Below are 21,226 nucleotides of genomic sequence, written 5' to 3'. Positions count from 1 at the left end.
TCTGATTTTTATCGAAGGGCTTGCCCAGCAATTTGGATGGCTGGGCGACGCTGGCTCTAGGCGCTACACCTACCCGGATCAATCTTGTCAGGTCAGGCGCAAGCTAGGTGCAGGTAGTGTCGATCATCGCCAAAAATTTACCATTCCCAATAAAAAATCTACAATATTTGCAAAATGTTACTTAATGCTTGACTCCTTTTCAAGGGAAGTTATGCTAACCGTTCCTGCTACTACTCTATTTTGTTCGTAAAGGTAACTTAAAGTAATAATTTGTTTTATATCGAATGATTTGAATGGGTGGTGCTAAGATTGAATCTTAGGAAATGGCTTGGTTTTTATGGGTATTTGTAAATAAATTTACTTTAATGCTTATTGAGGGCGATGCTGTTTCCGGTGAGATTGTTTTTGGTGCCACCACTTGGGAATGAAAGGTAGATTATGATCGCTCGTTATATAGTCGCAACAATGTCCGCTTTGTTATTTGCTGGGCAGGTTCATGCTACTCGTACTGGCTACGATGTAGAGCAGAATATAATCACCATCCCTAGTGTCCAGATTGATGGTGTGCGTTATAACTTTCCTAGAATTCGTCCACTTTCTTTTGAAGTGGTTGACACTGGAATTGTTAGTCAGGCACCAGCGGGATTGCGTGTTTGTGGAAGGGATACTATCACGCAAGCCAATTTTGATTTGATTAAAATTGGCATGACTCTTGATGATGTAAATAAAATTTTAGGATGTCAATACAATCCGCCAGAGAAGAGTGTTCATGATAATTGCATAGGCTGCGCTAATTATTCATATGAGTCATTTTCTTGGGGTTCTGGGATGTCGAATGTGATAAATGTTGACGTAGACAATGTCACTCATCGCATAGTTCAGAAGCGTGCTTATTGGTTATAAACTGATCTGGATTGCAAAATACACAGCATAGATTGCACCAAAACCCTGAGTCTGCGATGGCACGTGAGGTCAATCAGGTCTGGAACTTCTGCAATGAAACCAGCCACCGTGCCATCTGAATGAGGCAGGCCATTGCAAACCTGCCCCAACACACCTTAACAGCCCCGTTGCTATGCCGCTGTAAGACGATGTGTCGCACAATCGGCCCCCATGACAATCGCATCCCTGCGCCTTGGCATGGCCGCTGTGGTGGCCGCCGTGCTAACGGCTTGTTCCACTGCGCCGCCTGAGCCACCTTATTCAGCGCCCGCCCCCTTGCCCGTGCCCCCTGCGGCCCTGCCCGGTGTGCCTCCTATTGCCCAGTCTGGCAGCCGCTGGATTCCTGTGCCTTGGCAAGAACTGCCCGGCTTGGATGAAGACGCCCTGCACGAAGCATGGAACGCTTGGGTGCGCAGTTGCGAGCGCCCGCACCCGGCGTTTCAGAGTCTGTGCCCCCAAGTGCGCCGTTTGAGCATCGGCACCGCCCAAGAGCAGCGCGCCTTTTTGTTTGCGCGTTTCCAGCCCTACCGCGTTGAGGCTGCCAGCGGCAATGCCGATGGCCTGCTTACTGGTTATTACGAGCCAGAACTCAACGCCATGCGCCTGCCCAGCGCTGGCTACAACGTGCCGCTGTACAGCCCCCCGGCCAGCTTGGGCGCACGCAAGCCTTGGTACTCGCGCCAGCAAATCGATACCCTGCCCGAAGCCCAAGCGGCGTTGCAAGGCCGGGCCATTGCGTGGGTGGCTGACCCGATTGAAGCGCTGGTGCTGCACATCCAAGGTTCCGGGCGCTTGCGCATCACCGAGCCCGATGGCCGCGTGCGGCTGGTACGCTTGGCCTTTGCGGGCACCAATGACCACCCCTACCGAAGCGTGGGCCGTTGGCTGCTAGACCAAGGGCTGATCCGTGATGCCTCTTGGCCCGGCATTCAGGCATGGATTGGGCAAAACCCACAGCGGGTACAAGAACTGCTCTGGAGCAATCCGCGCTATGTGTTTTTTAAAGAAGAACCCTTGCAGGGCTTGGATGCCGAGTTTGGCCCCCGTGGTGCCCAAGGGGTAGCGCTCACGCCGGGGCGCTCGATTGCCGTAGATCGCCAAAGCATTCCGTATGGCACCCCGGTATGGATGGCCTCCAGCGGCCCCACCGGCCAAATCCAGCGGCTGGTGATGGCCCAAGACACCGGCAGCGCTATTGTGGGGGCTGTGCGCGCCGACTACTTTACTGGCTGGGGCACGCAGGCGGGTGATATTGCCGGGCGGCTCAAGCAGAACCTGCGCTTGTGGGTGCTGTGGCCTCGGTAATGCGTTAATGGCCCAGCAGCAGGGCGGGTTCTTCGGCCTCTAGCACCTGCTGCGCCCAAGGGGCCAGCTTGCGCGTGTCGGCGCGCAGCACCTCTTGCTTGATGGTCAAAATTTGCGCCGGGTGCATAGAAAAGCTGCGCAATCCTAGCCCCAGCAGCAAACGGGTCATGCCCACATCACCGGCAGTTTCGCCACACACCGACACGCTTTTGCCTTGCGCTTGGCACTCGGCAATCACTTCGGCCACCAAGCGCAGCACGGCGGGGTGCAGCGGGTCGTACAGGTGTGACACCGACTCATCGGCGCGGTCAATGGCCAAGGTGTACTGGATCAGGTCGTTGGTGCCAATGGAGAGAAAATCAAAATAGCGCAAAAAGGTGCGCACGATCAGCGCTGCCGCAGGCACCTCGACCATCGCTCCCAAACGCACTGGGCCATAGGCTTGCCCGCGTGCGTCCAATTCAGTGCGGGCCAGATTCACTTGGGCCAAGGTCTGGTGGATCTCGCTGGCATGGGCCAGCATTGGAAACAGCAGGTTGATCTTGCCATATGCCGCCGCACGCAGCAAGGCGCGCAACTGCACCCGAAACATGGCCGGATCGGCCAAGCTCCAGCGGATGGCGCGCAAGCCCAAGGCTGGGTTCAGGTGGTCGTCTTTGTGCGCTTTGTCTAAGGGCTTGTCGGCCCCGACGTCAATGGTGCGGATGGTGACAGGCAGGCCCTGCATGCCATCCACAGCATTGCGGTAGGCTTGGAACTGTTCTTCTTCGTCGGGCAGGTTGCCGTGGCGGCCCATGAACAAAAATTCGGTGCGGAACAAGCCCACCCCTACCGCGCCAGCACGCACGGCGCTGGCGGCATCGGCGGGTTGCTCAATGTTGGCCAGCAGTTCAACTTTCTGACCATCCAGCGTGATAGAGGGCGTATGCAGCAACCGCATCAAGCGCTCGCGCTCTAGCTCGATTTGGCGCTGGCGATAGCCGTATTCGGCCAAAATGATCGGCGATGGATCGACAATGATGACCCCGGCATCGCCATCAATAATCACCCAGTCGTCTGGGCGCACCAATTGGCTGGCCATGCGCGCACCCACCACGGCAGGGATGTCCATGCTGCGCGCCACAATGGCGGTGTGCGAGGTTTTGCCGCCCACATCCGTGACAAAACCGGCAAAAACGCTGCTTTTGAATTGCAGCATATCGGCGGGTGAGAGGTCGTGTGCCACCAGCACCAAGGGCACATCCATGCCATCGTCGAGCAGCAGGTCTTGCTGCGTCTTGCGCCGCGAGGTGCCCGCCACTGGTGGTAGCACCGGCTGGGCTACACCTTGCATGGTGCGCAAAATGCGCTCTACCACCTGCTCCAAATCGGCCTTGCGCTCGCGCAGGTAGGCGTCTTCCATTTCGTCAAACTGGCGGCAGATCACTTCTAGCTGCGTGGTCAGCGCCCACTCGGCGTTGTAGAGGCGATCTGTGACCCAGTGCTTGACGCCACTGCTCAGTATCTCGTCGTTGAGCAGCAGCAAATGCACTTCTAGCAAAGCGGCCAGCTCATGCGGCGCATCGGCGGGCATGGTATCGAGCAGCCGCTGCAATTCTTCGGCCACAGTGTCGCGGCCTTGGCGCACACGGGCGATTTCAGATTCGATCTGCGCAGGCTCAATAAAGTAGTGCGCTACTTCAATGCGGCTAGAGCCCACCAGCACGGCGCGCCCAATGGCAATGCCACGCGCAACTACCAGCCCCGGAACGGAAAATGTCATGAGAAATCTGCCTCTCTGGCCCCGGTCAGGGCCGGTGTGCTGGCGCTTACTGGCCCTCGCCAAACTTGTCGGCAATCAGCGCTAGCAGAGCGTCCATCGCTTCTTGCTCGCGCTCGCCGTTGGTTTCAAGCTCTACTTCAGAGCCAATACCGGCGGCTAGCATCATCACCCCCATGATACTTTTGGCATTGATGCGGCGGCTGCCCTTGCTCATCCAGACTTCACAGGGGAAACTGCCTGCCAGTTTGGTCAGTTTGGCCGAGGCGCGGGCGTGCAGGCCCAGCTTGTTGACGATAGTGGTCGAAGTTTTAATCATGCAAACACTCAAAAAAATCAGGGTGCGTGGACATCCACCTGCATCACGCCTTGGGTTCCACCCACCACAGCCCGCTGCACCAAAGCATCCAGAGGTTCTGCCCGATAGCACACCGCCCGCAGCAGCATGGGCAAATTGACTCCAGTGATAAGCCGCATTTGCGGGCACTGTTGCACCAGCCGCTGGGCAATGTTGCACGGGGTGGCACCAAACACATCGGTGAGCACCAAGGTGGGGGTTTGCCCCAAGGGTTGCAATAGTTGCAAGGCTTGGGCTAGGGAGTCTTCGGGGCGATCATGGGGCAGCACGTCCAGCGCCAGCACGCTGTCGCCACAATCGGCCATAACGTGCAGGGCACACTCGCGCAGGGCATGGGCCAGCGGGGCATGGGCAAGCAAAAGGATGCGCGTACTCATAGGGCAAATGGAATCTGTGCAGTCAATGCGGTGGGTGGCGCACATTATGGCCGCGCCGCGCACACCACCTGCGCAGAGGATGCCCGGTGCTTGATGGGGATTTTGCTGCCAAGGGAACCGACTGCCGCACAATCGCTCGCAGATGTTTTAGCCGATGGATAGATATGAAAATCAAAAAAACCGTGGCAGCACTGGTCTTGGCCGCAGTGGCAGGCACTGGCGCTTGGGTGGCTTGGGGCACAGGCCGGGCACCAGCGCCCGAATCTACCTTTGTGCTGCTCGATGGCTCACAGCGCAGCAGTGCCGATTTGCGCGGCAAGGTGACGCTGGTCAATTTTTGGGCCACCAGTTGCACCACCTGCGTGGCAGAAATGCCTGCATTGGTAGCTACCTACCAAAAATACCAAAGCCAAGGCTTTGACACCTTGGCTGTGGCTATGAACTACGACCCGCCGCAGTATGTGCTCAACTTTGCCCAGTCGCGGCAATTGCCGTTCAAGGTAGCGCTGGACAACACCGGGGCCGTAGCCAAGGCTTGGGGCGATGTGCGCCTCACGCCCACCACCTATTTGGTCAATAAGCAGGGCGAAATCGTCAAGAGTTATGTGGGTGCCCCCGATTTTGCCGAGTTGCACCGCTTGATCGAAAAACTATTGGCGCAAACCTGAGCGGCTGGTTTATTTGTTCTTGAAGGCGTCGTGGCAAGCCTTGCAGGTTTGGGCTGCGGGGCCAAAGGCGGCCTTGAGCTGGGCCACATCACCGGTCTTGGCGGCGGCGGCCAGCTTGGTGGTTTCGGTCAGCAGCTTGTCGGCGTGCTCTTTGAACTTGGCTTGTTCTGTCCACACTTCAGGCTTGGCCTTGGTGTCTGCGCCCTTGTCGGTGCCGGGGCCAAAACCTGCTGCGGGCAGTTTAGCCAAGATGGCTACCAGTTCGGCATTTTCTTGGGCTGCTTTGGCATCAAACGGCACTTTGCCGTTGGCCATTGCGCCAATGCGGCTGAAGTGCTGGCCGAGCACAAAAAAGCTCGATTGGCGGTATTTGATGGCGTCTTCTGGCTTGGCAAACTGGGCAGCGGCGGGTGCAGCTGTGGTGATTGCAGCGGCGGCCAGAGCCAACAGGGCAAGGGTTTTTTTCATGGTGGGGTTCCTTGGTGTGATGAAACAAAAAGAGGCTTTAGTATCACCTGCACCTGCCACGATGGTGTGAAAGTCGCACTTTTTCAGTCCTCTAAAAAGCAGAGGGCTGCATGGGTGTGCCACACTTTGCTATCACTCCATGCCATTTCTCCATGCAGAACAAGCACACCGTTCGTATCTGGGATCTTCCCACCCGTCTCTTTCACTGGCTGCTGGCCGTTTGCACCATCGCACTGGTCATCAGTGCCAAGATAGGTGGCAACGCGATGCTGTGGCATTTTCGGTTCGGCTATGCCGTGTTGGCCCTGTTGCTGTTCAGGCTGGTGTGGGGCTTGGTGGGCGGCTACTGGTCGCGCTTTGCGGCGTTTTTGTATTCTCCCGCCCGCATGTTGCGCTATTTGCGTGGGCAAGGCACACCAGAAGACGGTGTGGGGCACAGCCCCTTGGGTGCGCTCTCGGTGTTTGGCCTGCTAGCCATGCTGGCTTTGCAGGTGGGCACAGGCTTGTTTAGCGACGACGAAATCGCCTTTGCTGGCCCCCTGACCCGTTTTGTCTCTGGCGATGGGGTGAGCCTAGCCACCAGCTTGCACAAAGACGTGGGCCAGTATCTGGTGATGACGCTGGTGGCCTTGCACTTGCTGGCGATTGCGTTTTACAGCGTGGTAAAAAAGTTATCGTTGGTGCCCGCCATGATTACCGGCAACAAAACTGTGACCATGCCGGTCGCGCCATCGCGTGATGATACGGTGTCGCGCCTGAGCGCACTGGTCATTTTTCTGCTGTGCAGCGCAGTGGTTGCTTGGATTGTTAGCTTAGGCACTTGAGCCAGCTTGTTTTAACCTTGCCTTGCCGGAGTGCCTATGGATACCCCTAGCGTTACCCTTTCTAGCCTGAACACCGCCGAAGACCTGGATGCCGTGCGCACCCTGTTTGCCGAGTATGCCCAGAGCCTGAGCATCGATTTGTGCTTTCAGAATTTTGCCGCAGAACTGCAAAACTTGCCCGGCGACTATGCCGCCCCGCGTGGTGGCCTGTTGCTGGCGCTGGTGGATGGTGCTGTGGCCGGATGCTGTGCGCTGCGCCCCTTGGACACCGCCGACTACCCCAATGCCGCTGAGATGAAGCGCCTTTATGTGCGCAAAGCGTTTCGGGGTTTTGGGCTGGGCCGCCAGCTCACCGAAGGTATTTTGGATGTAGCGCGCCAAGCCGGTTATGCCTGCGTGCTGCTCGATACTCTGGATGAGATGGAATCGGCCCGCGCTCTCTATGCCGACTTAGGGTTTGAGGAGATTCCGCCCTATTATCACAACCCGATTGCCGGGTCACATTACCTCAAGGTCAATATTTGAGGGCCAGAAGGGGCACTGGCTGCTCACCGCGCAGCATCGGCCATATCCCCGGCAAGCGCATTGCACCACTCCATCACTTCGGCCTCACGCTGCGTATCGGCAGCCATTGCCCGGTAGCTATCATCGAGTGCCGTATCCATCACATGGGGGCGCAGCAAATCCTCAATGAACTGGCTCATGCGCCGCTTACCCACCCGGCTATACAGCCCCTCATACACCGCCTCATCGAGCGTAATGGTCATCCGTTTGTGCATTCCAATCCCCTTAGAACGTTATACGTCTAACGCATCCTAATGCGTTTGTCTCTACGGGGTTTGGGGAGCAGTGGAACAAGGAATCACTTGGATGGCAGCACCGCCATTGCGTTGATAGTGAGCAAGGCTCCGGGTTTTGGTAGTGCGGCAATGCCAATGACAGTTCGCGCCGGAAACGGCTCAGAGAAATACTCTGCGTAAGCCCGGTTCATTTCGGTGAAGTCGTCCACATGAACCAAGTTCACCTGAACGGTGGTGATATCGGCCTCGGTGCCACCCGCAGCAGCAACGCAATCAATTACGTTTCGTATTGCCTGCGCTGCCTGTGCATACGCGGTGGCTCCAGCCAACTCACCAGTCTTTGGATTAACTCCCGGTGTTCCCGAGACAAAGATCAGATTACCGGATTTGACAGCATGACTGTATGGGCCGATTGGCTTAAATAAACTGCATTCTATGAATTCTCTTGGCATATTTTGTTCTCACATTTTTTCTCTGTGGATGTGGAGGATGCGGGAATTTGAAGCATAACGTAAATTTCACCTGCGACACAAGATGAACGCCACCGACAGGCGGTGGGCATTTTTGGGCGTCAGGTGCAATGGCCTGTTAAGTTTTTCTGTTGCAGATTATCAGTTGGCTGTTTAAAAAATCATTGATTGCTTTTGCAATTAGCTTTCTGCGCTCCTCGCAAAAATCATTGAACCGAGAAATTTTCCACAGTTCTTTATATGTTGGAATGAGCTGACTTTCCAAGCGAATCGGATCGATGTCCTTCAAGTATTCGGAAGGATCTGCATTTGATATGTGATTGTTAATTTTTTGAGATATAAATGCAATGTTAGTGATGTCATCGTATTCTTTTGTTGGTATACCATTTTTCTTTAAAATGCTTTTTGGGAAAATGTGATGGCCTTCGATTTGATTTTCATACCCAATGCTGTTTGTTTTTATTGAGATGCCAGTGAAAAAATCTTTTGCATCTCGTTGAGATAGAATTATTCGCAGCAATGGTATTAAGTTCGATCTATTGTATGCACCCTTGATCATCTCGGGTGTTACTGAGAATGATGATACATCCTCGTAAAGATTTTTTATTAGTTCATCAATAGGGGCTTCTGTACTGATTGCACGAATGTCTTTATCTAAATTTGACATTCTCCCTGTTAGTCGCGTGTATATTGTTGTAATAAAAAACCAAAGTAATAATCCGGCTATTTCTCGATCAGTTATTTTGGATCTATCTTTTTTGTAAAAGAAAAATGCCAGTGGAATGATAACATATTGTGATGTTAGCCATTTACTTGACTCTATTCCCGCATTATTCTTGAGAAACATTATTGCGCCGTTGAATGATCGCTTGGTTCTTTTCCAAATATCCATTAACTCTGCGCTGCCCTTGTCAAAAACAGAGCTTGATTTTTCATAAACACCATTTTGAAATTTGCCTATTATAATAAAAAGCCTAACCAATACGTTCATCTCCAAATCATAATCGGCCTTTGCATATTCTTTTAGTGTTACGTCAAACTCATTTGTTACTGCTCCAGGCCACTGAAAAGCCAAACGAGCAATTGCAAGTTCAGTACTGTTAAGGCGCGTGCCTTTCGAATTTAAACGAATAAAGGATTCCGTAATTTCTTCGTAATCATCAGTGTGCATGATCATGACAGGAAACATATAATCTTCAATCTTACATATATTGCGTATGTTTTGCTGAATTTGTTCCTTTTGATCTTCTTTTAGAATTATGCCGTCTGTCGCATCTGTTAGTACTTTAAATGCATTTTTAATTAATGCCGTTAATGGCACAAGAAGTCGATTTGTGCTTTCTTTCTTATTGAAAATATGAAGGGTTCCATCTAGTATGTGAAAGTGTAGATTTATCTCTCCCGATAGCACCTTTTGTAAGGCGGTAATTCGTTGTTGTCCATCTAATATTAGGTAATCTGGCGTTTTATGCTTTGTGACTGCCTTGCCATACATTGGATTATTTTTTGGTCGCCAAAGCAAAATTAATCCAGATGGATATTTTCTGTACAAAGAATCAACTAAATCACGGGCCTGTGTAGCATTCCATACATAATTTCTCTGAATCTCAGGCACACCAATTACACCATTTGCAAGCTCTTTTACCAGAATGCTTACGGGTTTGTCAGTTCGTTCCAAATCTGCCATGTTAATCGCTTTGTTATGGTTTTAAAAAACTTAACTATGATTAGACGACTGTCCCACGCTTGCTAGCAGTCGAATAAAGTTGCAGCATCCTACCCTATCCACAGGGAAATGCCAATAGCCAGTTTTTTAGAAAAACTAAATTTTTGCGGATGCTTGTCTCGCCCTACACCCCAAAAATCGATGCCCTACGTTAACCAAGGTTGCTGGAACATATAACGTATCCACTTATGCATATGGTATTACAGCACCTGAACCGTCCCCATCTATGGGAAGTAGTCATAACGTTTCATTTTGTTTCAAAATAAATCACGCTCTAATTTCTTCCAGTAATTCTGGGTGTTTATCCAGCCATTGGAACAGCATCGCCATCGCCTTATGTGGCTGCGTCTTGTTGCGCTCACACTCAGAAAATGCCTATGCACCGCCACCCAACAGCCGTCCGGCCTCTGCTTGGCGTAGGCCCAAATTTTTGCATGTGGCTCGTATGGCTGCAGCACGTTGTTCATTGGCTTTGGCCCGCAGGGCAGCCAATGCCTGCGTATACCGTGCTCCTTCACCGGCATCAAACTCGCACTCACCACACACCGGGCAATGCCAACCGCTGACCTGTGCCACGTTGTCCACATACTCATCGGCATGGATGCTTAAATCGCGCCGCTCATGCACCAGTTCTGTGCCATCGTCGCATTGCAAACAGAAATGCTTCATTGTCAAACCATTTCTAGCCGTTGCATCGTGTCAGGGAACCTCTCTACCAAACGGATCAGTAAGGCGGCTTGGGCATTGGGTTTAGCCCGGCCTTGCTCCCAGTTTTCTAAGGTGCGCGGCTTGGTGCGTAAGTAACGGGCAAATACTGGGCGCGATAAATTCAAACGCTGGCGCAACGCTTGCAATTCGCTGGCCGTCACCCCGACGGTGGGTTTGATCTCTACTTCGTGGGTGCGCAGTGTTTGCTTGCCTACACGGTTCAAAGCCAGAGCATCAAAACCTTCGGTCAATTCTGCAAATAAATCTCGTTTTTTCATCGAACAAGCATACGTTGCTTGCGTATAGATCAATGTGATTGTTGGACTGCACGCGACAGAATCACCCGCTCTCTGGGGCTTGCGCCTATCCGCCATTTCCCGTTAGACTTTGGCCCGCTGCGCGAAAAAGGCGCAGTACGGGTTTGGTCGCCCGGTTTTCACAGGCGCAGCTGCCGCACTTTCCTTTGGGAGAGCGGCTTTTCTTTTTCTATGCTGCGCGCACGGATTCGCTTTAAGGCGGACTGTGCAGGGACACCCGCGAGGGTGTGCCGGAACCTGTGGCCGGTCGACCAACCCTGTACGGTCTGCCACCCTCTCTTGGTCGTGGGGGTGACAGGTTTTGATTTGTTCCACAGGAGCCATCATGGCTGACACCTTCTCCCCCACCACAGCCCCGCCGCCCAGCGCACAGCTGCTGCAACGCACTTTGCATAGCCTGCAAGTGTTGCTGGCCGAACCCCCACACAGCCGCGCCGGTACGTGGTGCCAACAGCGCCAGCGCGCTTTGCTCTGGCGCAATCGGCAGTGTTTGCAACTGCTGGCCGGTTTTCGCGCCGATGGCAGCGCTGATCTGTTGTTGGCGGCCATGACGCACTGCGCGCACTAAGCGCCCGCATTTTCCTTCTCTTTTCTGGCGTTTTGCTGTTCTGACTGCCTTGTCAGGCGGCCAGCGGCTGCGCGCCGGTGTTGCTGTGTGTTGGTTCTCTGTGCAGAGAGGCTTTGCCATGACCGAGATGTTTTCTATTACCCGTGCCAGCTTGCGCCTGATGCGCGCTGCTTGGCAACTCCCCTTGCCTGCTGGGGCCAAACTGGTGCTGCTGTGCATCCTCAGCCATTACAACGATGCGCGGGGCATAGCTTTTCCGTCCTTGCCCCGCTTGGCAAAAATGTGCGGCGTGCATAAACGCACCGTGCAATGTCATATCGCCCAATTAGAAAAAAAGGGCCTGCTGCAAGTGGGCAAACTGCCCGGCATCAGCAACAACGTGTACCGCATCCACGAGGCCGCTTGGGCGCAGTTGCCCAGCATAGCAAACGATACGGACAAGGCCAGCGATGCAGAAAACCTACCCGCCGAGGTGGCGTTTGCTGCGCTGGCAGGTGGCGATTTTTCCGTCCAAGGCGCACAAATCACCACCCATAACGGAAAGAACGAATTTGAACCGACAACGATAACGGATGCCCCAGCGCAGCCCGTGCCAGAACCAGTGGCCCCGCCGCTGCTGCCTGCATCCGCTTCGTGCCCCTCTTCTTTATTTTTGCAAGCCTTGCAAAACCCCCAAGACCAAGCGGCGCTACAGGCTTGGCAGCAGGTGCGCCAAACCAAAAAACGCCCAGCCTTGCCCAATGCGCTGCAATGCCAACAACTGCTCAACCATGCCGCAGCCTTGGGCAAACCGTTGGGCTGGATTGTGCAAGTCATGGCGCTCAACGATTGGGCTTTGTTTGATCCGGCATGGCTCCACAACCAACGTCCGCCACCGCGTTTGCCCGCCGTGGCCGCAGTGGCCCCAGAGGCTCCCCCACGGTTGCACACACCACCAGAGCCTGCGCATCTGCCAGCGACTCCAGAACAAGCCGCACAGGCCCAAGCGCGTATCCAAGCACTGTTAGCCCAATGGCGCAGCCCAGAGCCTGCGCCCATCCAACCCATCACCCCCTGCGGCGTGCCGTGGGCCGACAACATCATTGCCAGCGCTTTGCGTGGCGAGCCGGTCGGGTTTGCTGCCTTGGATATGGCTTGTTCCGTGGCCAAGGTGTCTCGGCAGGCTGTGCGGGCTGCGGCGAGGCCTGCTCAAACTTGGCAGGCCCACCCAGTTGGATGAGCCACCCAGCTTATTTTTGCAAGTAGCGCGCTACGTCGCGGGCAAAGTAGGTCAGCACGCCATCGGCACCGGCGCGCTTAAAGGCCAGCATGGCTTCCATCATCACGGCATCGTGGTCTAGCCAGCCTTGGGCGGCAGCGGCTTTGAGCATGGCGTATTCACCAGAGACTTGGTAGGCAAAGGTGGGCACGCGAAACTCGTCTTTGACGCGGCGCACAATGTCCAGATAGGGCATACCGGGCTTGACCATCACCATGTCTGCGCCTTCGGCAATATCCAAGGCCACTTCACGCAGGGCTTCGTCGCTGTTGCCGGGGTCCATCTGGTAGACGTTTTTATCGGCCTTGCCCAAGGCTCCACGGGTGCCCACGGCATCGCGGAACGGGCCATAAAAGGCACTGGCGTATTTGGCGCTGTAGGCCATGATGCGGGTGTGGATGTGGCCGTGGGCCTCTAGAGCTTGGCGCACGGCACCAATACGGCCGTCCATCATGTCGCTGGGGGCCACAATATCCACGCCCGCCTCGGCATGGGCCAAGGCTTGGCCGGTGAGTATCTTTACCGTGGCATCGTTGATGATGTAGCCGGTCTCATCGAGCACGCCATCTTGGCCGTGGCTGGTGTAGGGGTCTAATGCCACATCGGTCATCACGCCCAAATCCGGAAATTCTTGCTTGAGCGCCCGCACCACACGCGGAATCAGCCCATCGGGGTTGAGCGCCTCTTGGCCGTCGGGGGTTTTGAGTGCGGGGTCAATGGCCGGAAACAGCGCCAGCAGCGGAATGCCCAGTTTGACGCAATCTTCGGCCACCGGCAGCAGCAAATCCAAACTGAGCCTGTCCACACCGGGCATGGACGGCACTACCTGCTGCACGCGCTGGCCCTCATGGACAAACACCGGGTAGATCAGGTCATGAACGCTCACGGCATGTTCACGCACCAAATTGCGCGTGAAAGCGTCGCGGCGCAGGCGGCGGGGCCGATTGGCCGGGAAGGGGGTAGGGCTAGAAAGATGCATAGCGAAAATTGTGCCCCATTAAACTGCCACCATGCTCTGGATCAAATCGTTTCACATCGTCTTCGTCGCCAGCTGGTTTGCTGGTCTCTTTTACCTGCCACGTATTTTTGTCAATTTGGCCATGATTACGCCCGGATCGGTGGCCGAGCGCGAGCGTCTGCTGCTCATGGCGCGCAAGCTGTTGCGCTTTACTACCTTGCTGGCAGTGCCAGCGGTGGCTTTGGGGCTGTGGCTGTGGATTGGTTATGGCATTGGTTGGGGGCCGGGCAACGGTTGGATGCACGCCAAGCTCACACTGGTGGCGCTGGTGTTGGGCTACCACCACGCCTGCGCTGTGTTGCTGCGCAAGTTGGTGGCGGGCAGTTGCCAGCGCAGCCACCGTTGGTTCCGTTGGTTCAATGAAGTGCCAGTGCTGCTGCTCACGGCCATCGTGGTGCTGGTGGTGGTCAAGCCGTTCTAAAAACCTGTTCTCGATCTAAGTAAGGCCAATGCCACAGACAGCAGCGCATAAAACGGTGGCTTGGCCACTGGCACAGGTCTATGCAGCACTGGTGGTCTTTGCCAGCTTGTTCCCCTTCACAGGCTGGCGCGCCCAAGGGATTGATCCTTGGGTGTTCTTGTTTGCGCGTCTGCCTCCACCGTATTGGACAGGGTTTGATGTCACGATCAATGTGGTGGGCTATGCGCCGCTGGGTTTTTTGCTGGCCTTAGCCCTGTTGCGTACCGGCTGGCCGCACAGTGCGTTGGCACTGGCAACACTGGGCGGCACCTTGCTGTCGCTGCTGATGGAGTTTTTGCAGATTTACCTACCCCAGCGCGTACCGTCTAACCTTGATTGGCTGCTCAACTCCGGTGGCACTCTGCTGGGTGCGTTGCTGGCTACTTTGCTCGAGCGCCTTGGTGCCATTGATCGCTGGAGCCGCTTTCGCGCCCGCTGGTTTGTGCCCGATGCCCACGGTGCCTTGGTATTGTTAGCGCTTTGGCCTTGGGCGTTGTTGTTTCCTGCCGCCGAGCCTTTTGGCTTGGGCCAAGTGCTAGAACGGCTAGAGATCGCTTTAGAGCAGCTGCTAGAGGACTCAGCTTTTCTCGATTGGCTGCCTGAGGGTTTGGAGCTATTGGAGCCACTCTCGCCCGCCTCTGAGTTGCTGTGTGTTGCCTTGGGCTTACTGGTGCCTTGCTTGCTGGCCTATGGCATCATGCCGCACAAGGGCCGGCGCGCCGCGCTGGCTTTTTTGGGTACGGTGATCGGGGTGGGAGTCACGGCCTTGTCCGCAGCCCTGAGCTACGGCCCAGCCCATGCGTGGGAATGGCTCAACCCGCCTGTGGTGGCTGGTATTTGGGTGGGTGTAGCACTGGCCGCTTTGCTGTTGTGGCTGCCCCTGCGTGCCTGTGCTGTGGTGTTGATGCTGGTACTCACCCTGCACCTGAGCCTGCTTAATAATGCCCCCACCAGCGCCTACTTTGCCCAAACCTTGCAAGCCTGGGAGCAAGGCCGATTTATTCGCTTCTTTGGTATCGGTCAATGGCTGGGCTGGCTCTGGCCTTATGCCACACTGGTGTATGTGGTGCTCCAAGCAGCACGCAAAGACAGCAATTCCTAGAATATTCAGACACATGAGCACTTCTTCCATCCCCACCCCTGGCTATTTTTCTCGCCACATCTTTTTTTGCCTCAATGAGCGCGACAACGGCCAAGACTGCTGCGCCCAGCATGGTGCGCAGGCGGCTTTTGATCGCTGCAAAGCCTTGGTCAAAGAGGCCGGTTTGGCTGGCCCCGGCCAAGTGCGCGTCAACAAAGCTGGTTGCCTAGACCGCTGCGCCGCTGGCCCGGTGGCCGTGGTGTACCCTGAAGGCACCTGGTACAGCTATGTCGATAGCTCCGACATCGACGAGATCGTTGAGTCGCACCTGAAAAACGGCAAGGTGGTCGAGCGCCTGCTCACCCCGGCTGAACTGGGCCGTTGATTGGCCGCTGCACCATGAACGCTCATACTCAACGCCTAACCTTGCAAGGTGCTGCCGGAGCTATCCAAGCCCTGCGTGACCCAGCCACCGTGGCCGCCGGGCAAGCCCCGCATGGCGTGGCCGTCATTGCCCATCCGCATCCGCTGTTTGGCGGCACGATGGACAACAAAGTAGTGCAAACCTTGGCGCGCGCTTTTGTCCATGCAGGTTGGACAGCGGTGCGCTTTAACTTTCGTGGTGTGGGCGATAGCGCTGGCGAGCACGACAATGGCACTGGCGAGGCACAAGATTTTCTCTCTGTGGTCGAGCAGGTGGCTCCAGAAGGGCCGATAGCGCTGGCCGGTTTTTCTTTTGGTGCCTTTGTCACCAGCCATGCCTTGGCCGCCTTGTGGCCCCAGCGCCAGGTCGAGCAGATCGTGCTGGTGGGCACCGCCACCAGCCGCTTTCAGGTGGCCCCCATTCCTGCCGAGGCCCATAGCCGCACCCTGATCGTCCACGGTGAGCACGATGACACCGTGCCCCTGTCCACGGTGATGGATTGGGCGCGGCCCCAAACCCTGCCTGTCACGGTGGTACCCGGTGGCGGCCACTTCTTTCACGGACAATTGGGCCTGTTAAAAAATCTCGTGGTGCACCATCTGCACAGCAAGCCCTGATGGCGCTGTCCGTTCCGATTGGCTTGGCCCACCTTGTGTGGGCACCTTTGCTTTGAATCTCCTCGCCTATGAAACCCCTGCTCAACACGCTCCGCTCTCTGGCTTTGGCCGCAGCGCTGGCCCCTGCCGTTCTACTGGCACAAATCCAAGCCCCGCAAGCGCCGGAGATTGCTGCCCGCAACTATCTGCTGATTGACGTCACCGCCAACCAAATTTTGGCGGCCAAAGACATCGACACCCCGATTGAGCAAGCCTCCCTCACCAAGCTGATGACCGCCTACATCGTGTTTGATGCTGTGCGGGCCAAAAAAGTGTCTTTGCAACAAAAGCTGCCTGTTAGTGAACGCGCTTGGAAGATGCCCGGCTCGCGCATGTTTATTGACCCGAAGATGCAAGTGCCGGTGGATGATTTGCTCAAGGGCATGATCGTCCAATCGGGCAACGATGCCACGATGGCCTTGGCCGAAGGCGTGGGCGGCACGCTAGAAAACTTTGTCCGCCTCATGAACGAGCAGGCCAAAGCCTTGGGCATGAGCAACACCAGCTACAAAAACCCAGAGGGTCTGACCGAGCCGGGGCATCTGACCACAGCGCGCGACTTAAGCACCTTGGCTACGCGGCTGATGACCGACTTTCCTGAGCATCTGCATTACTACGCCACCAAGCATTACAGCTATCCGGGCACACCTGCTTCCAACGGCAACAACCGCAATTTGCTGTTGTTTCGTGATCCTACCGTCGATGGTCTCAAAACCGGCCACACCAACGCTGCAGGCTATTGCCTCGTAGCTACGGCCAAACGCGAGCTTCCTAAGGTTGGCACGCGCCGCCTACTCTCCATCGTGCTTGGCACGTCCAGCGAGAACGCTCGCGCCAACGAAAGCCAAAAGCTGCTCAACTGGGGCTACACCGCCTACGACGCCGTGCGGCTGTTTGATAGCAACCAAGCCGTGGCAACCCCCACCGTCTGGAAAGGCACGGCCAACAGCGTGAAGATGGGCCGCCCTGAAGGCATTGTTGTTGCTGTGCCTTCGGGCAGCACCGGCAAGGTCAGTACCCAAGTCTCGCACCAAGACCCGCTGATCGCACCGTTGGCCAAGGGCCAAACGGTTGGCTCACTCAAGGTGCTGCTGGGCGAACAAACCGTGCGCGATGTGCCGCTGTTGGTTCTCGATGACGTAGAGCAAGCGGGCGTGCTGGGCCGCGCTTGGGACGCCATCCGCCTGTGGATCAAATAAGCAGCGGCACTATGGGCAAGGGTTTTCGCTTGCCTTATAGGCGCTGGGCTGCTACATTGGAAGGCTTTTCGGAAATTCCGAAGGGATTCACGTTTTCGTTTTACGTTTAGGGACGACATTCATGCCAACGATTAACCAGCTCGTGCGTCACGGGCGCGAGGTCGAAAAGACCAAATCCAAGAGCCCGGCGATGGAAAACTCGCCACAACGCCGTGGTGTGTGTACCCGTGTGTACACCACCACTCCTAAGAAGCCTAACTCCGCTTTGCGTAAGGTTGCCAAGGTGCGCCTGACCAACGGTTTTGAGGTCATCTCCTACATCGGCGGTGAAGGCCACAACCTGCAAGAGCACAGCGTTGTGCTGGTGCGCGGCGGTCGTGTCAAGGACTTGCCAGGTGTGCGTTACCACATCGTGCGCGGTTCGCTCGACTTGCAAGGCGTGAAAGACCGCAAGCAATCGCGCTCCAAGTACGGTGCCAAGAAGCCTAAGGCCAAATAAGCCTGGCCCTTGCCAAAAACAATCGGTGTTTGATGCGTCTGGCAGACGTTCAAACAGAGTGACCCCAAGCGCAAAGTTTGCGTGGGTCGAGTAAGTGGGAGTCCTGATTGGCTCTCGCGGTATCTGAAAAGATGCCAACTGAAGCAAATTTAGAGGTGCAATATGCCACGTCGTCGCGAAGTCCCCAAACGTGAAATTCTGCCGGATCCAAAGTTCGGTAACGTAGAGCTGTCCAAATTCATGAACGTGATCATGGAAGGCGGCAAAAAAGCAGTTGCAGAGCGCATCATTTACGGCGCACTGGAACTGATCGAGAAGAAGAACCCCGACAAAGACCCTCTGGAAGCCTTCGTTGTTGCCATCAACAACGTCAAGCCCCTGGTCGAAGTCAAGTCCCGCCGCGTCGGTGGTGCCAACTACCAAGTGCCTGTTGAAGTGCGCCCTGTGCGTCGTCTGGCCCTGTCGATGCGCTGGATTAAAGAAGCAGCCCGCAAGCGCGGCGAGAAGTCGATGGCCCAACGTCTGGCCAACGAACTGCTCGAAGCCACTGAAGGCCGTGGCGGTGCCATGAAAAAGCGTGACGAAGTTCACCGCATGGCCGAAGCCAACAAGGCCTTCAGCCACTTCCGCTTCTAAGCAATTGGCCTAAGTCTCGGTCAACACACAAGGCTGCTGGCAATTTTGCCCGCAGCCTTGTTCTGGTTGAGGCGGTCACAAAATTTTCGGGCTGCGATGCAATCATGTGTGGCCTGACCCCCCTGTAAACACGACCCATCAAGGATTCACCATGGCTCGCAAGACCCCCATTGAGCGCTACCGCAATATCGGTATCTCGGCCCACATTGACGCCGGCAAGACCACCACCACCGAACGTATCCTGTTCTACACCGGCGTGAGCCACAAGATTGGTGAAGTGCATGATGGCGCTGCCACCATGGACTGGATGGAACAAGAGCAAGAGCGTGGTATCACCATCACCTCGGCTGCCACCACCTGCTTCTGGAAGGGTATGGACAACTCCTACCCTGAGCACCGCTTCAACATCATCGACACCCCCGGTCACGTGGACTTCACCATTGAAGTCGAACGTTCGATGCGCGTGCTCGACGGCGCTTGCATGGTCTACTGCGCTGTGGGTGGCGTGCAGCCCCAATCCGAAACTGTGTGGCGTCAAGCCAACAAGTACAAAGTGCCCCGTCTGGCCTTTGTCAACAAAATGGACCGTACCGGTGCCAACTTCTTCAAAGTCGTTGAGCAAATGAAGTTGCGCCTCAAGGCCAACCCCGTGCCTGTGGTGATCCCAATCGGTGCCGAAGAAAACTTCAAGGGCGTGGTCGATCTGCTGAAGATGCAAGCCATTTTCTGGGACGAAGCCTCGCAAGGCATGAAGTTCACCTACGAACCCATCCCTGCTGATCTGGTGGAATCTGCCAAAGAATGGCGCGAAAAGATGGTTGAAGCCGCCGCTGAAGCCTCTGAAGAGCTGATGAACAAGTACCTCGAAGAAGGTGACTTGAGCGAAGAAGAGATCAAGCTGGGCCTGCGTACCCGTACCATCGCCACCGAAATCCACCCGATGCTGTGCGGCACCGCGTTCAAGAACAAGGGCGTGCAGCGTATGCTGGATGCCGTGATTGACTACCTGCCCGCACCTACCGACATTCCAGATGTCACCGGCACCGACGACGACGAAAACCCCATCACCCGCAAGGCCGATGACGGCGAGAAGTTCTCTGCGCTGGCTTTCAAGCTGATGACCGACCCCTTCGTCGGCCAGTTGACCTTTGTGCGCGTCTATTCTGGCGTGCTGACCAAGGGCGACACCGTTTACAACCCGGTCAAGGGCAAGAAAGAGCGTATTGGCCGTATCGTGCAAATGCACGCCAATGACCGCCAAGAAGTCGAAGAAATCCGCGCCGGCGACATCGCCGCTTGCGTGGGCCTGAAAGACGTGACCACCGGCGAAACCCTGTGCGATATCGGCACCCCGATTTTGCTCGAACGCATGATCTTCCCTGAGCCCGTGATCTCGCAGGCTGTCGAACCCAAGACCAAGGTTGACCAAGAAAAAATGGGCATCGCCTTGCAACGCTTGGCGGCTGAAGATCCATCGTTCCGCGTCAAGACTGACGAAGAATCGGGTCAAACCATTATTTCCGGTATGGGCGAGCTGCACCTGGAAATCATCGTTGACCGCATGAAGCGTGAATTTGGCGTCGAAGCTAACGTCGGCAAGCCCCAAGTGGCTTACCGCGAAACCATCCGCAAGACCATCGAAGATGCCGAAGGCAAGTTCGTGCGTCAATCCGGTGGTAAGGGCCAGTACGGTCACGTTGTGCTCAAGATCGAACCCAATGAACCCGGTAAGGGCATCGAGTTCATCGACGCCATCAAGGGCGGCGTGGTGCCACGCGAGTTCATCCCTGCGGTCGAAAAGGGTATCAACGAAGCCGTCACGCAAGGCGTGTTGGCCAACTACCCCGTGGTCGACGTCAAGGTCACGCTGCACTTCGGTTCGTACCACGATGTGGACTCGAACGAACTGGCGTTCAAGATGGCTGCCATCTTCGGCTTCAAGGAAGGTTGCCGCAAGGCCAACCCCGTGATTCTGGAGCCTATGATGGCTGTGGAAGTGGAGACGCCTGAAGACTACGCTGGTACGGTGATGGGCGACTTGTCCAGCCGTCGCGGTATGGTGCAAGGCATGGACGACATCCCGGGCGGCGGCAAGGCCATCCGTGCTGAAGTTCCGCTGTCGGAAATGTTCGGCTACTCCACCACGCTGCGCTCGGCCACCCAAGGCCGCGCCACTTACTCGATGGAATTCAAGCACTACAGCGAAGCCCCCCGCAACGTGTCTGAAGCCATCATGGCTGCCCGCGCCAAGTAATTTTGGCCTTTTCGGGTTGACCCAGAGGTCAACCCGAATCCCCGCAAAGTTTTTTGCAATCTGCGATCCGATGCCGTCCCGTTGCCCTGTGCGGGAAGACTCAGCAATCGGATGCAGACGTTAAACCCGCACACAGGCACTGCTCTTTGGAGAATTGAAAAATGGCAAAAGGTAAGTTTGAACGCACCAAGCCCCACGTCAACGTGGGCACCATCGGTCACGTGGACCACGGCAAGACAACCCTGACGGCAGCCATTGCTACCGTGTTGTCGGCCAAGTTTGGCGGCGAAGCCAAGGCCTACGACCAGATCGACGCAGCCCCCGAAGAAAAGGCACGCGGCATCACCATCAACACCGCCCACGTTGAGTACGAAACCGCCAACCGCCACTACGCTCACGTTGACTGCCCCGGCCACGCCGACTACGTCAAGAACATGATTACTGGTGCTGC

The 21,226-nt window shown here is 55.8% G+C and carries 25 protein-coding genes and 1 pseudogene; 16 read left to right on the top strand and 10 right to left on the bottom strand.

The genetic code is table 11. The features are described from left to right. The first annotated feature begins 438 nt into the window (after positions 1-438). Both BMX55_RS16270 and mltA read left to right on the top strand, forming a co-directional pair. On the top strand, positions 439-903 hold the full coding sequence (locus BMX55_RS16270) for a hypothetical protein (RefSeq protein WP_143059676.1): 465 nt from the start codon (positions 439-441) through the stop codon (positions 901-903). 210 nt (positions 904-1,113) lie between these two features. Then, positions 1,114-2,247, top strand: a complete 1,134-nt coding sequence (gene mltA, locus BMX55_RS12810) for a murein transglycosylase A (protein WP_091458330.1) — start codon at positions 1,114-1,116, stop codon at positions 2,245-2,247. A gap of 4 nt (positions 2,248-2,251) precedes the next feature. On the opposite strand, the gene ptsP is transcribed toward mltA, so the two are convergent. The 3 genes from ptsP to BMX55_RS12795 are packed head-to-tail and all read right to left on the bottom strand — an operon-like array spanning position 2,252 to position 4,741. After that, on the bottom strand, positions 2,252-4,009 hold the full coding sequence (ptsP, locus tag BMX55_RS12805) for a phosphoenolpyruvate--protein phosphotransferase (RefSeq protein ID WP_091458329.1): 1,758 nt from the start codon (positions 4,007-4,009) through the stop codon (positions 2,252-2,254). Positions 4,010-4,055: 46 nt separating this feature from the next. Beyond that, the gene (locus tag BMX55_RS12800; RefSeq protein WP_091458327.1) at positions 4,056-4,325 is read right to left on the bottom strand and encodes an HPr family phosphocarrier protein; all 270 of its coding nucleotides are present in this window, start codon (positions 4,323-4,325) and stop codon (positions 4,056-4,058) included. Between the two features lie 17 nt (positions 4,326-4,342). After that, on the bottom strand, positions 4,343-4,741 hold the full coding sequence (locus BMX55_RS12795) for a PTS sugar transporter subunit IIA (protein WP_091458326.1): 399 nt from the start codon (positions 4,739-4,741) through the stop codon (positions 4,343-4,345). Between the two features lie 164 nt (positions 4,742-4,905). Here BMX55_RS12795 and BMX55_RS12790 point away from each other — a divergent pair, with 164 nt between their 5' ends. Further along, the gene (locus tag BMX55_RS12790; protein ID WP_091458324.1) at positions 4,906-5,409 is read left to right on the top strand and encodes a TlpA disulfide reductase family protein; all 504 of its coding nucleotides are present in this window, start codon (positions 4,906-4,908) and stop codon (positions 5,407-5,409) included. A gap of 9 nt (positions 5,410-5,418) precedes the next feature. Here BMX55_RS12790 and BMX55_RS12785 read toward each other — a convergent pair whose 3' ends face one another. After that, entirely contained in the window at positions 5,419-5,877 is a 459-nt protein-coding gene (locus BMX55_RS12785) for a c-type cytochrome (protein WP_091458322.1), read from the bottom strand. Between the two features lie 152 nt (positions 5,878-6,029). On the opposite strand from BMX55_RS12785, the gene BMX55_RS12780 reads away from it, so the two are divergent. Further along, positions 6,030-6,701, top strand: a complete 672-nt coding sequence (locus BMX55_RS12780) for a cytochrome b/b6 domain-containing protein (protein WP_091458468.1) — start codon at positions 6,030-6,032, stop codon at positions 6,699-6,701. A 36-nt stretch (positions 6,702-6,737) separates the two neighbouring features. Then, a complete protein-coding gene (locus tag BMX55_RS12775; RefSeq protein WP_091458321.1) occupies positions 6,738-7,226 on the top strand; it encodes a GNAT family N-acetyltransferase in 489 nt (162 codons plus the stop codon). A gap of 23 nt (positions 7,227-7,249) precedes the next feature. Here the strand turns inward: BMX55_RS12775 and BMX55_RS12770 are convergent, their stop codons facing one another. The 5 genes and pseudogenes from BMX55_RS12770 to BMX55_RS12750 all read right to left on the bottom strand — a co-directional run bounded on the left by BMX55_RS12770 (position 7,250) and on the right by BMX55_RS12750 (position 10,683). Then, entirely contained in the window at positions 7,250-7,480 is a 231-nt protein-coding gene (locus tag BMX55_RS12770) for an addiction module antitoxin (protein WP_091458319.1), read from the bottom strand. Positions 7,481-7,563: 83 nt separating this feature from the next. After that, on the bottom strand, positions 7,564-7,953 hold the full coding sequence (locus BMX55_RS12765; protein ID WP_091458318.1) for a RidA family protein: 390 nt from the start codon (positions 7,951-7,953) through the stop codon (positions 7,564-7,566). Between the two features lie 136 nt (positions 7,954-8,089). Then, positions 8,090-9,658, bottom strand: a complete 1,569-nt coding sequence (locus tag BMX55_RS12760) for a GmrSD restriction endonuclease domain-containing protein (protein WP_091458315.1) — start codon at positions 9,656-9,658, stop codon at positions 8,090-8,092. Between the two features lie 306 nt (positions 9,659-9,964). After that, positions 9,965-10,366 (bottom strand): annotated as a pseudogene (locus BMX55_RS12755) (type II toxin-antitoxin system MqsA family antitoxin). A 2-nt stretch (positions 10,367-10,368) separates the two neighbouring features. Further along, positions 10,369-10,683: a helix-turn-helix domain-containing protein gene (locus BMX55_RS12750; protein ID WP_091458314.1), complete on the bottom strand. Its 315-nt coding sequence runs from the start codon at positions 10,681-10,683 to the stop codon at positions 10,369-10,371. 364 nt (positions 10,684-11,047) lie between these two features. On the opposite strand from BMX55_RS12750, the gene BMX55_RS12745 reads away from it, so the two are divergent. Together BMX55_RS12745 and BMX55_RS12740 are read left to right on the top strand one after the other, a co-directional pair. After that, positions 11,048-11,290 carry a hypothetical protein gene (locus BMX55_RS12745; RefSeq protein ID WP_091458312.1) on the top strand — a complete coding sequence of 81 codons (243 nt, stop codon included), beginning with the start codon at positions 11,048-11,050 and terminating at the stop codon, positions 11,288-11,290. Between the two features lie 118 nt (positions 11,291-11,408). Then, the gene (locus tag BMX55_RS12740) at positions 11,409-12,509 is read left to right on the top strand and encodes a helix-turn-helix domain-containing protein (RefSeq protein WP_143059675.1); all 1,101 of its coding nucleotides are present in this window, start codon (positions 11,409-11,411) and stop codon (positions 12,507-12,509) included. A gap of 10 nt (positions 12,510-12,519) precedes the next feature. On the opposite strand, the gene hemB is transcribed toward BMX55_RS12740, so the two are convergent. Continuing rightward, the gene (gene hemB, locus BMX55_RS12735; protein ID WP_091458308.1) at positions 12,520-13,527 is read right to left on the bottom strand and encodes a porphobilinogen synthase; all 1,008 of its coding nucleotides are present in this window, start codon (positions 13,525-13,527) and stop codon (positions 12,520-12,522) included. Between the two features lie 31 nt (positions 13,528-13,558). Here hemB and BMX55_RS12730 point away from each other — a divergent pair, with 31 nt between their 5' ends. The 9 genes from BMX55_RS12730 to BMX55_RS12690 form a co-directional block, all read left to right on the top strand. After that, the gene (locus tag BMX55_RS12730) at positions 13,559-13,987 is read left to right on the top strand and encodes a CopD family protein (protein WP_091458306.1); all 429 of its coding nucleotides are present in this window, start codon (positions 13,559-13,561) and stop codon (positions 13,985-13,987) included. A gap of 28 nt (positions 13,988-14,015) precedes the next feature. Next, positions 14,016-15,128 (top strand): VanZ family protein, encoded by a 1,113-nt coding sequence (locus tag BMX55_RS12725; protein WP_091458302.1) that lies wholly within the window; start codon positions 14,016-14,018, stop codon positions 15,126-15,128. Positions 15,129-15,141: 13 nt separating this feature from the next. After that, on the top strand, positions 15,142-15,492 hold the full coding sequence (locus BMX55_RS12720; RefSeq protein ID WP_091458300.1) for a (2Fe-2S) ferredoxin domain-containing protein: 351 nt from the start codon (positions 15,142-15,144) through the stop codon (positions 15,490-15,492). 14 nt (positions 15,493-15,506) lie between these two features. After that, positions 15,507-16,148 carry an alpha/beta hydrolase gene (locus BMX55_RS12715; RefSeq protein ID WP_091458466.1) on the top strand — a complete coding sequence of 214 codons (642 nt, stop codon included), beginning with the start codon at positions 15,507-15,509 and terminating at the stop codon, positions 16,146-16,148. Positions 16,149-16,216: 68 nt separating this feature from the next. Then, entirely contained in the window at positions 16,217-17,386 is a 1,170-nt protein-coding gene (locus BMX55_RS12710) for a D-alanyl-D-alanine carboxypeptidase family protein (protein ID WP_091458298.1), read from the top strand. 121 nt (positions 17,387-17,507) lie between these two features. Then, positions 17,508-17,885, top strand: coding sequence for a 30S ribosomal protein S12 (gene rpsL / locus BMX55_RS12705; protein WP_056266875.1), 378 nt, complete (start codon positions 17,508-17,510; stop codon positions 17,883-17,885). Positions 17,886-18,047: 162 nt separating this feature from the next. Beyond that, entirely contained in the window at positions 18,048-18,521 is a 474-nt protein-coding gene (gene rpsG, locus BMX55_RS12700; protein ID WP_091458297.1) for a 30S ribosomal protein S7, read from the top strand. Between the two features lie 151 nt (positions 18,522-18,672). Continuing rightward, positions 18,673-20,775 (top strand): elongation factor G, encoded by a 2,103-nt coding sequence (fusA, locus tag BMX55_RS12695; protein ID WP_091458294.1) that lies wholly within the window; start codon positions 18,673-18,675, stop codon positions 20,773-20,775. A gap of 161 nt (positions 20,776-20,936) precedes the next feature. Further along, on the top strand, positions 20,937-21,226 hold a 290-nt coding region (locus BMX55_RS12690), incomplete at its 3' end, for a GTP-binding protein (RefSeq protein ID WP_245751436.1).

Source organism: Giesbergeria anulus (assembly GCF_900111115.1).
In the GTDB taxonomy this organism is placed as follows: Bacteria; Pseudomonadota; Gammaproteobacteria; order Burkholderiales; family Burkholderiaceae_C; genus Simplicispira; species Simplicispira anulus.
Note: the sequence above shows the minus strand (reverse complement) of the source record. Positions and strands in the feature narration are given on the sequence as shown.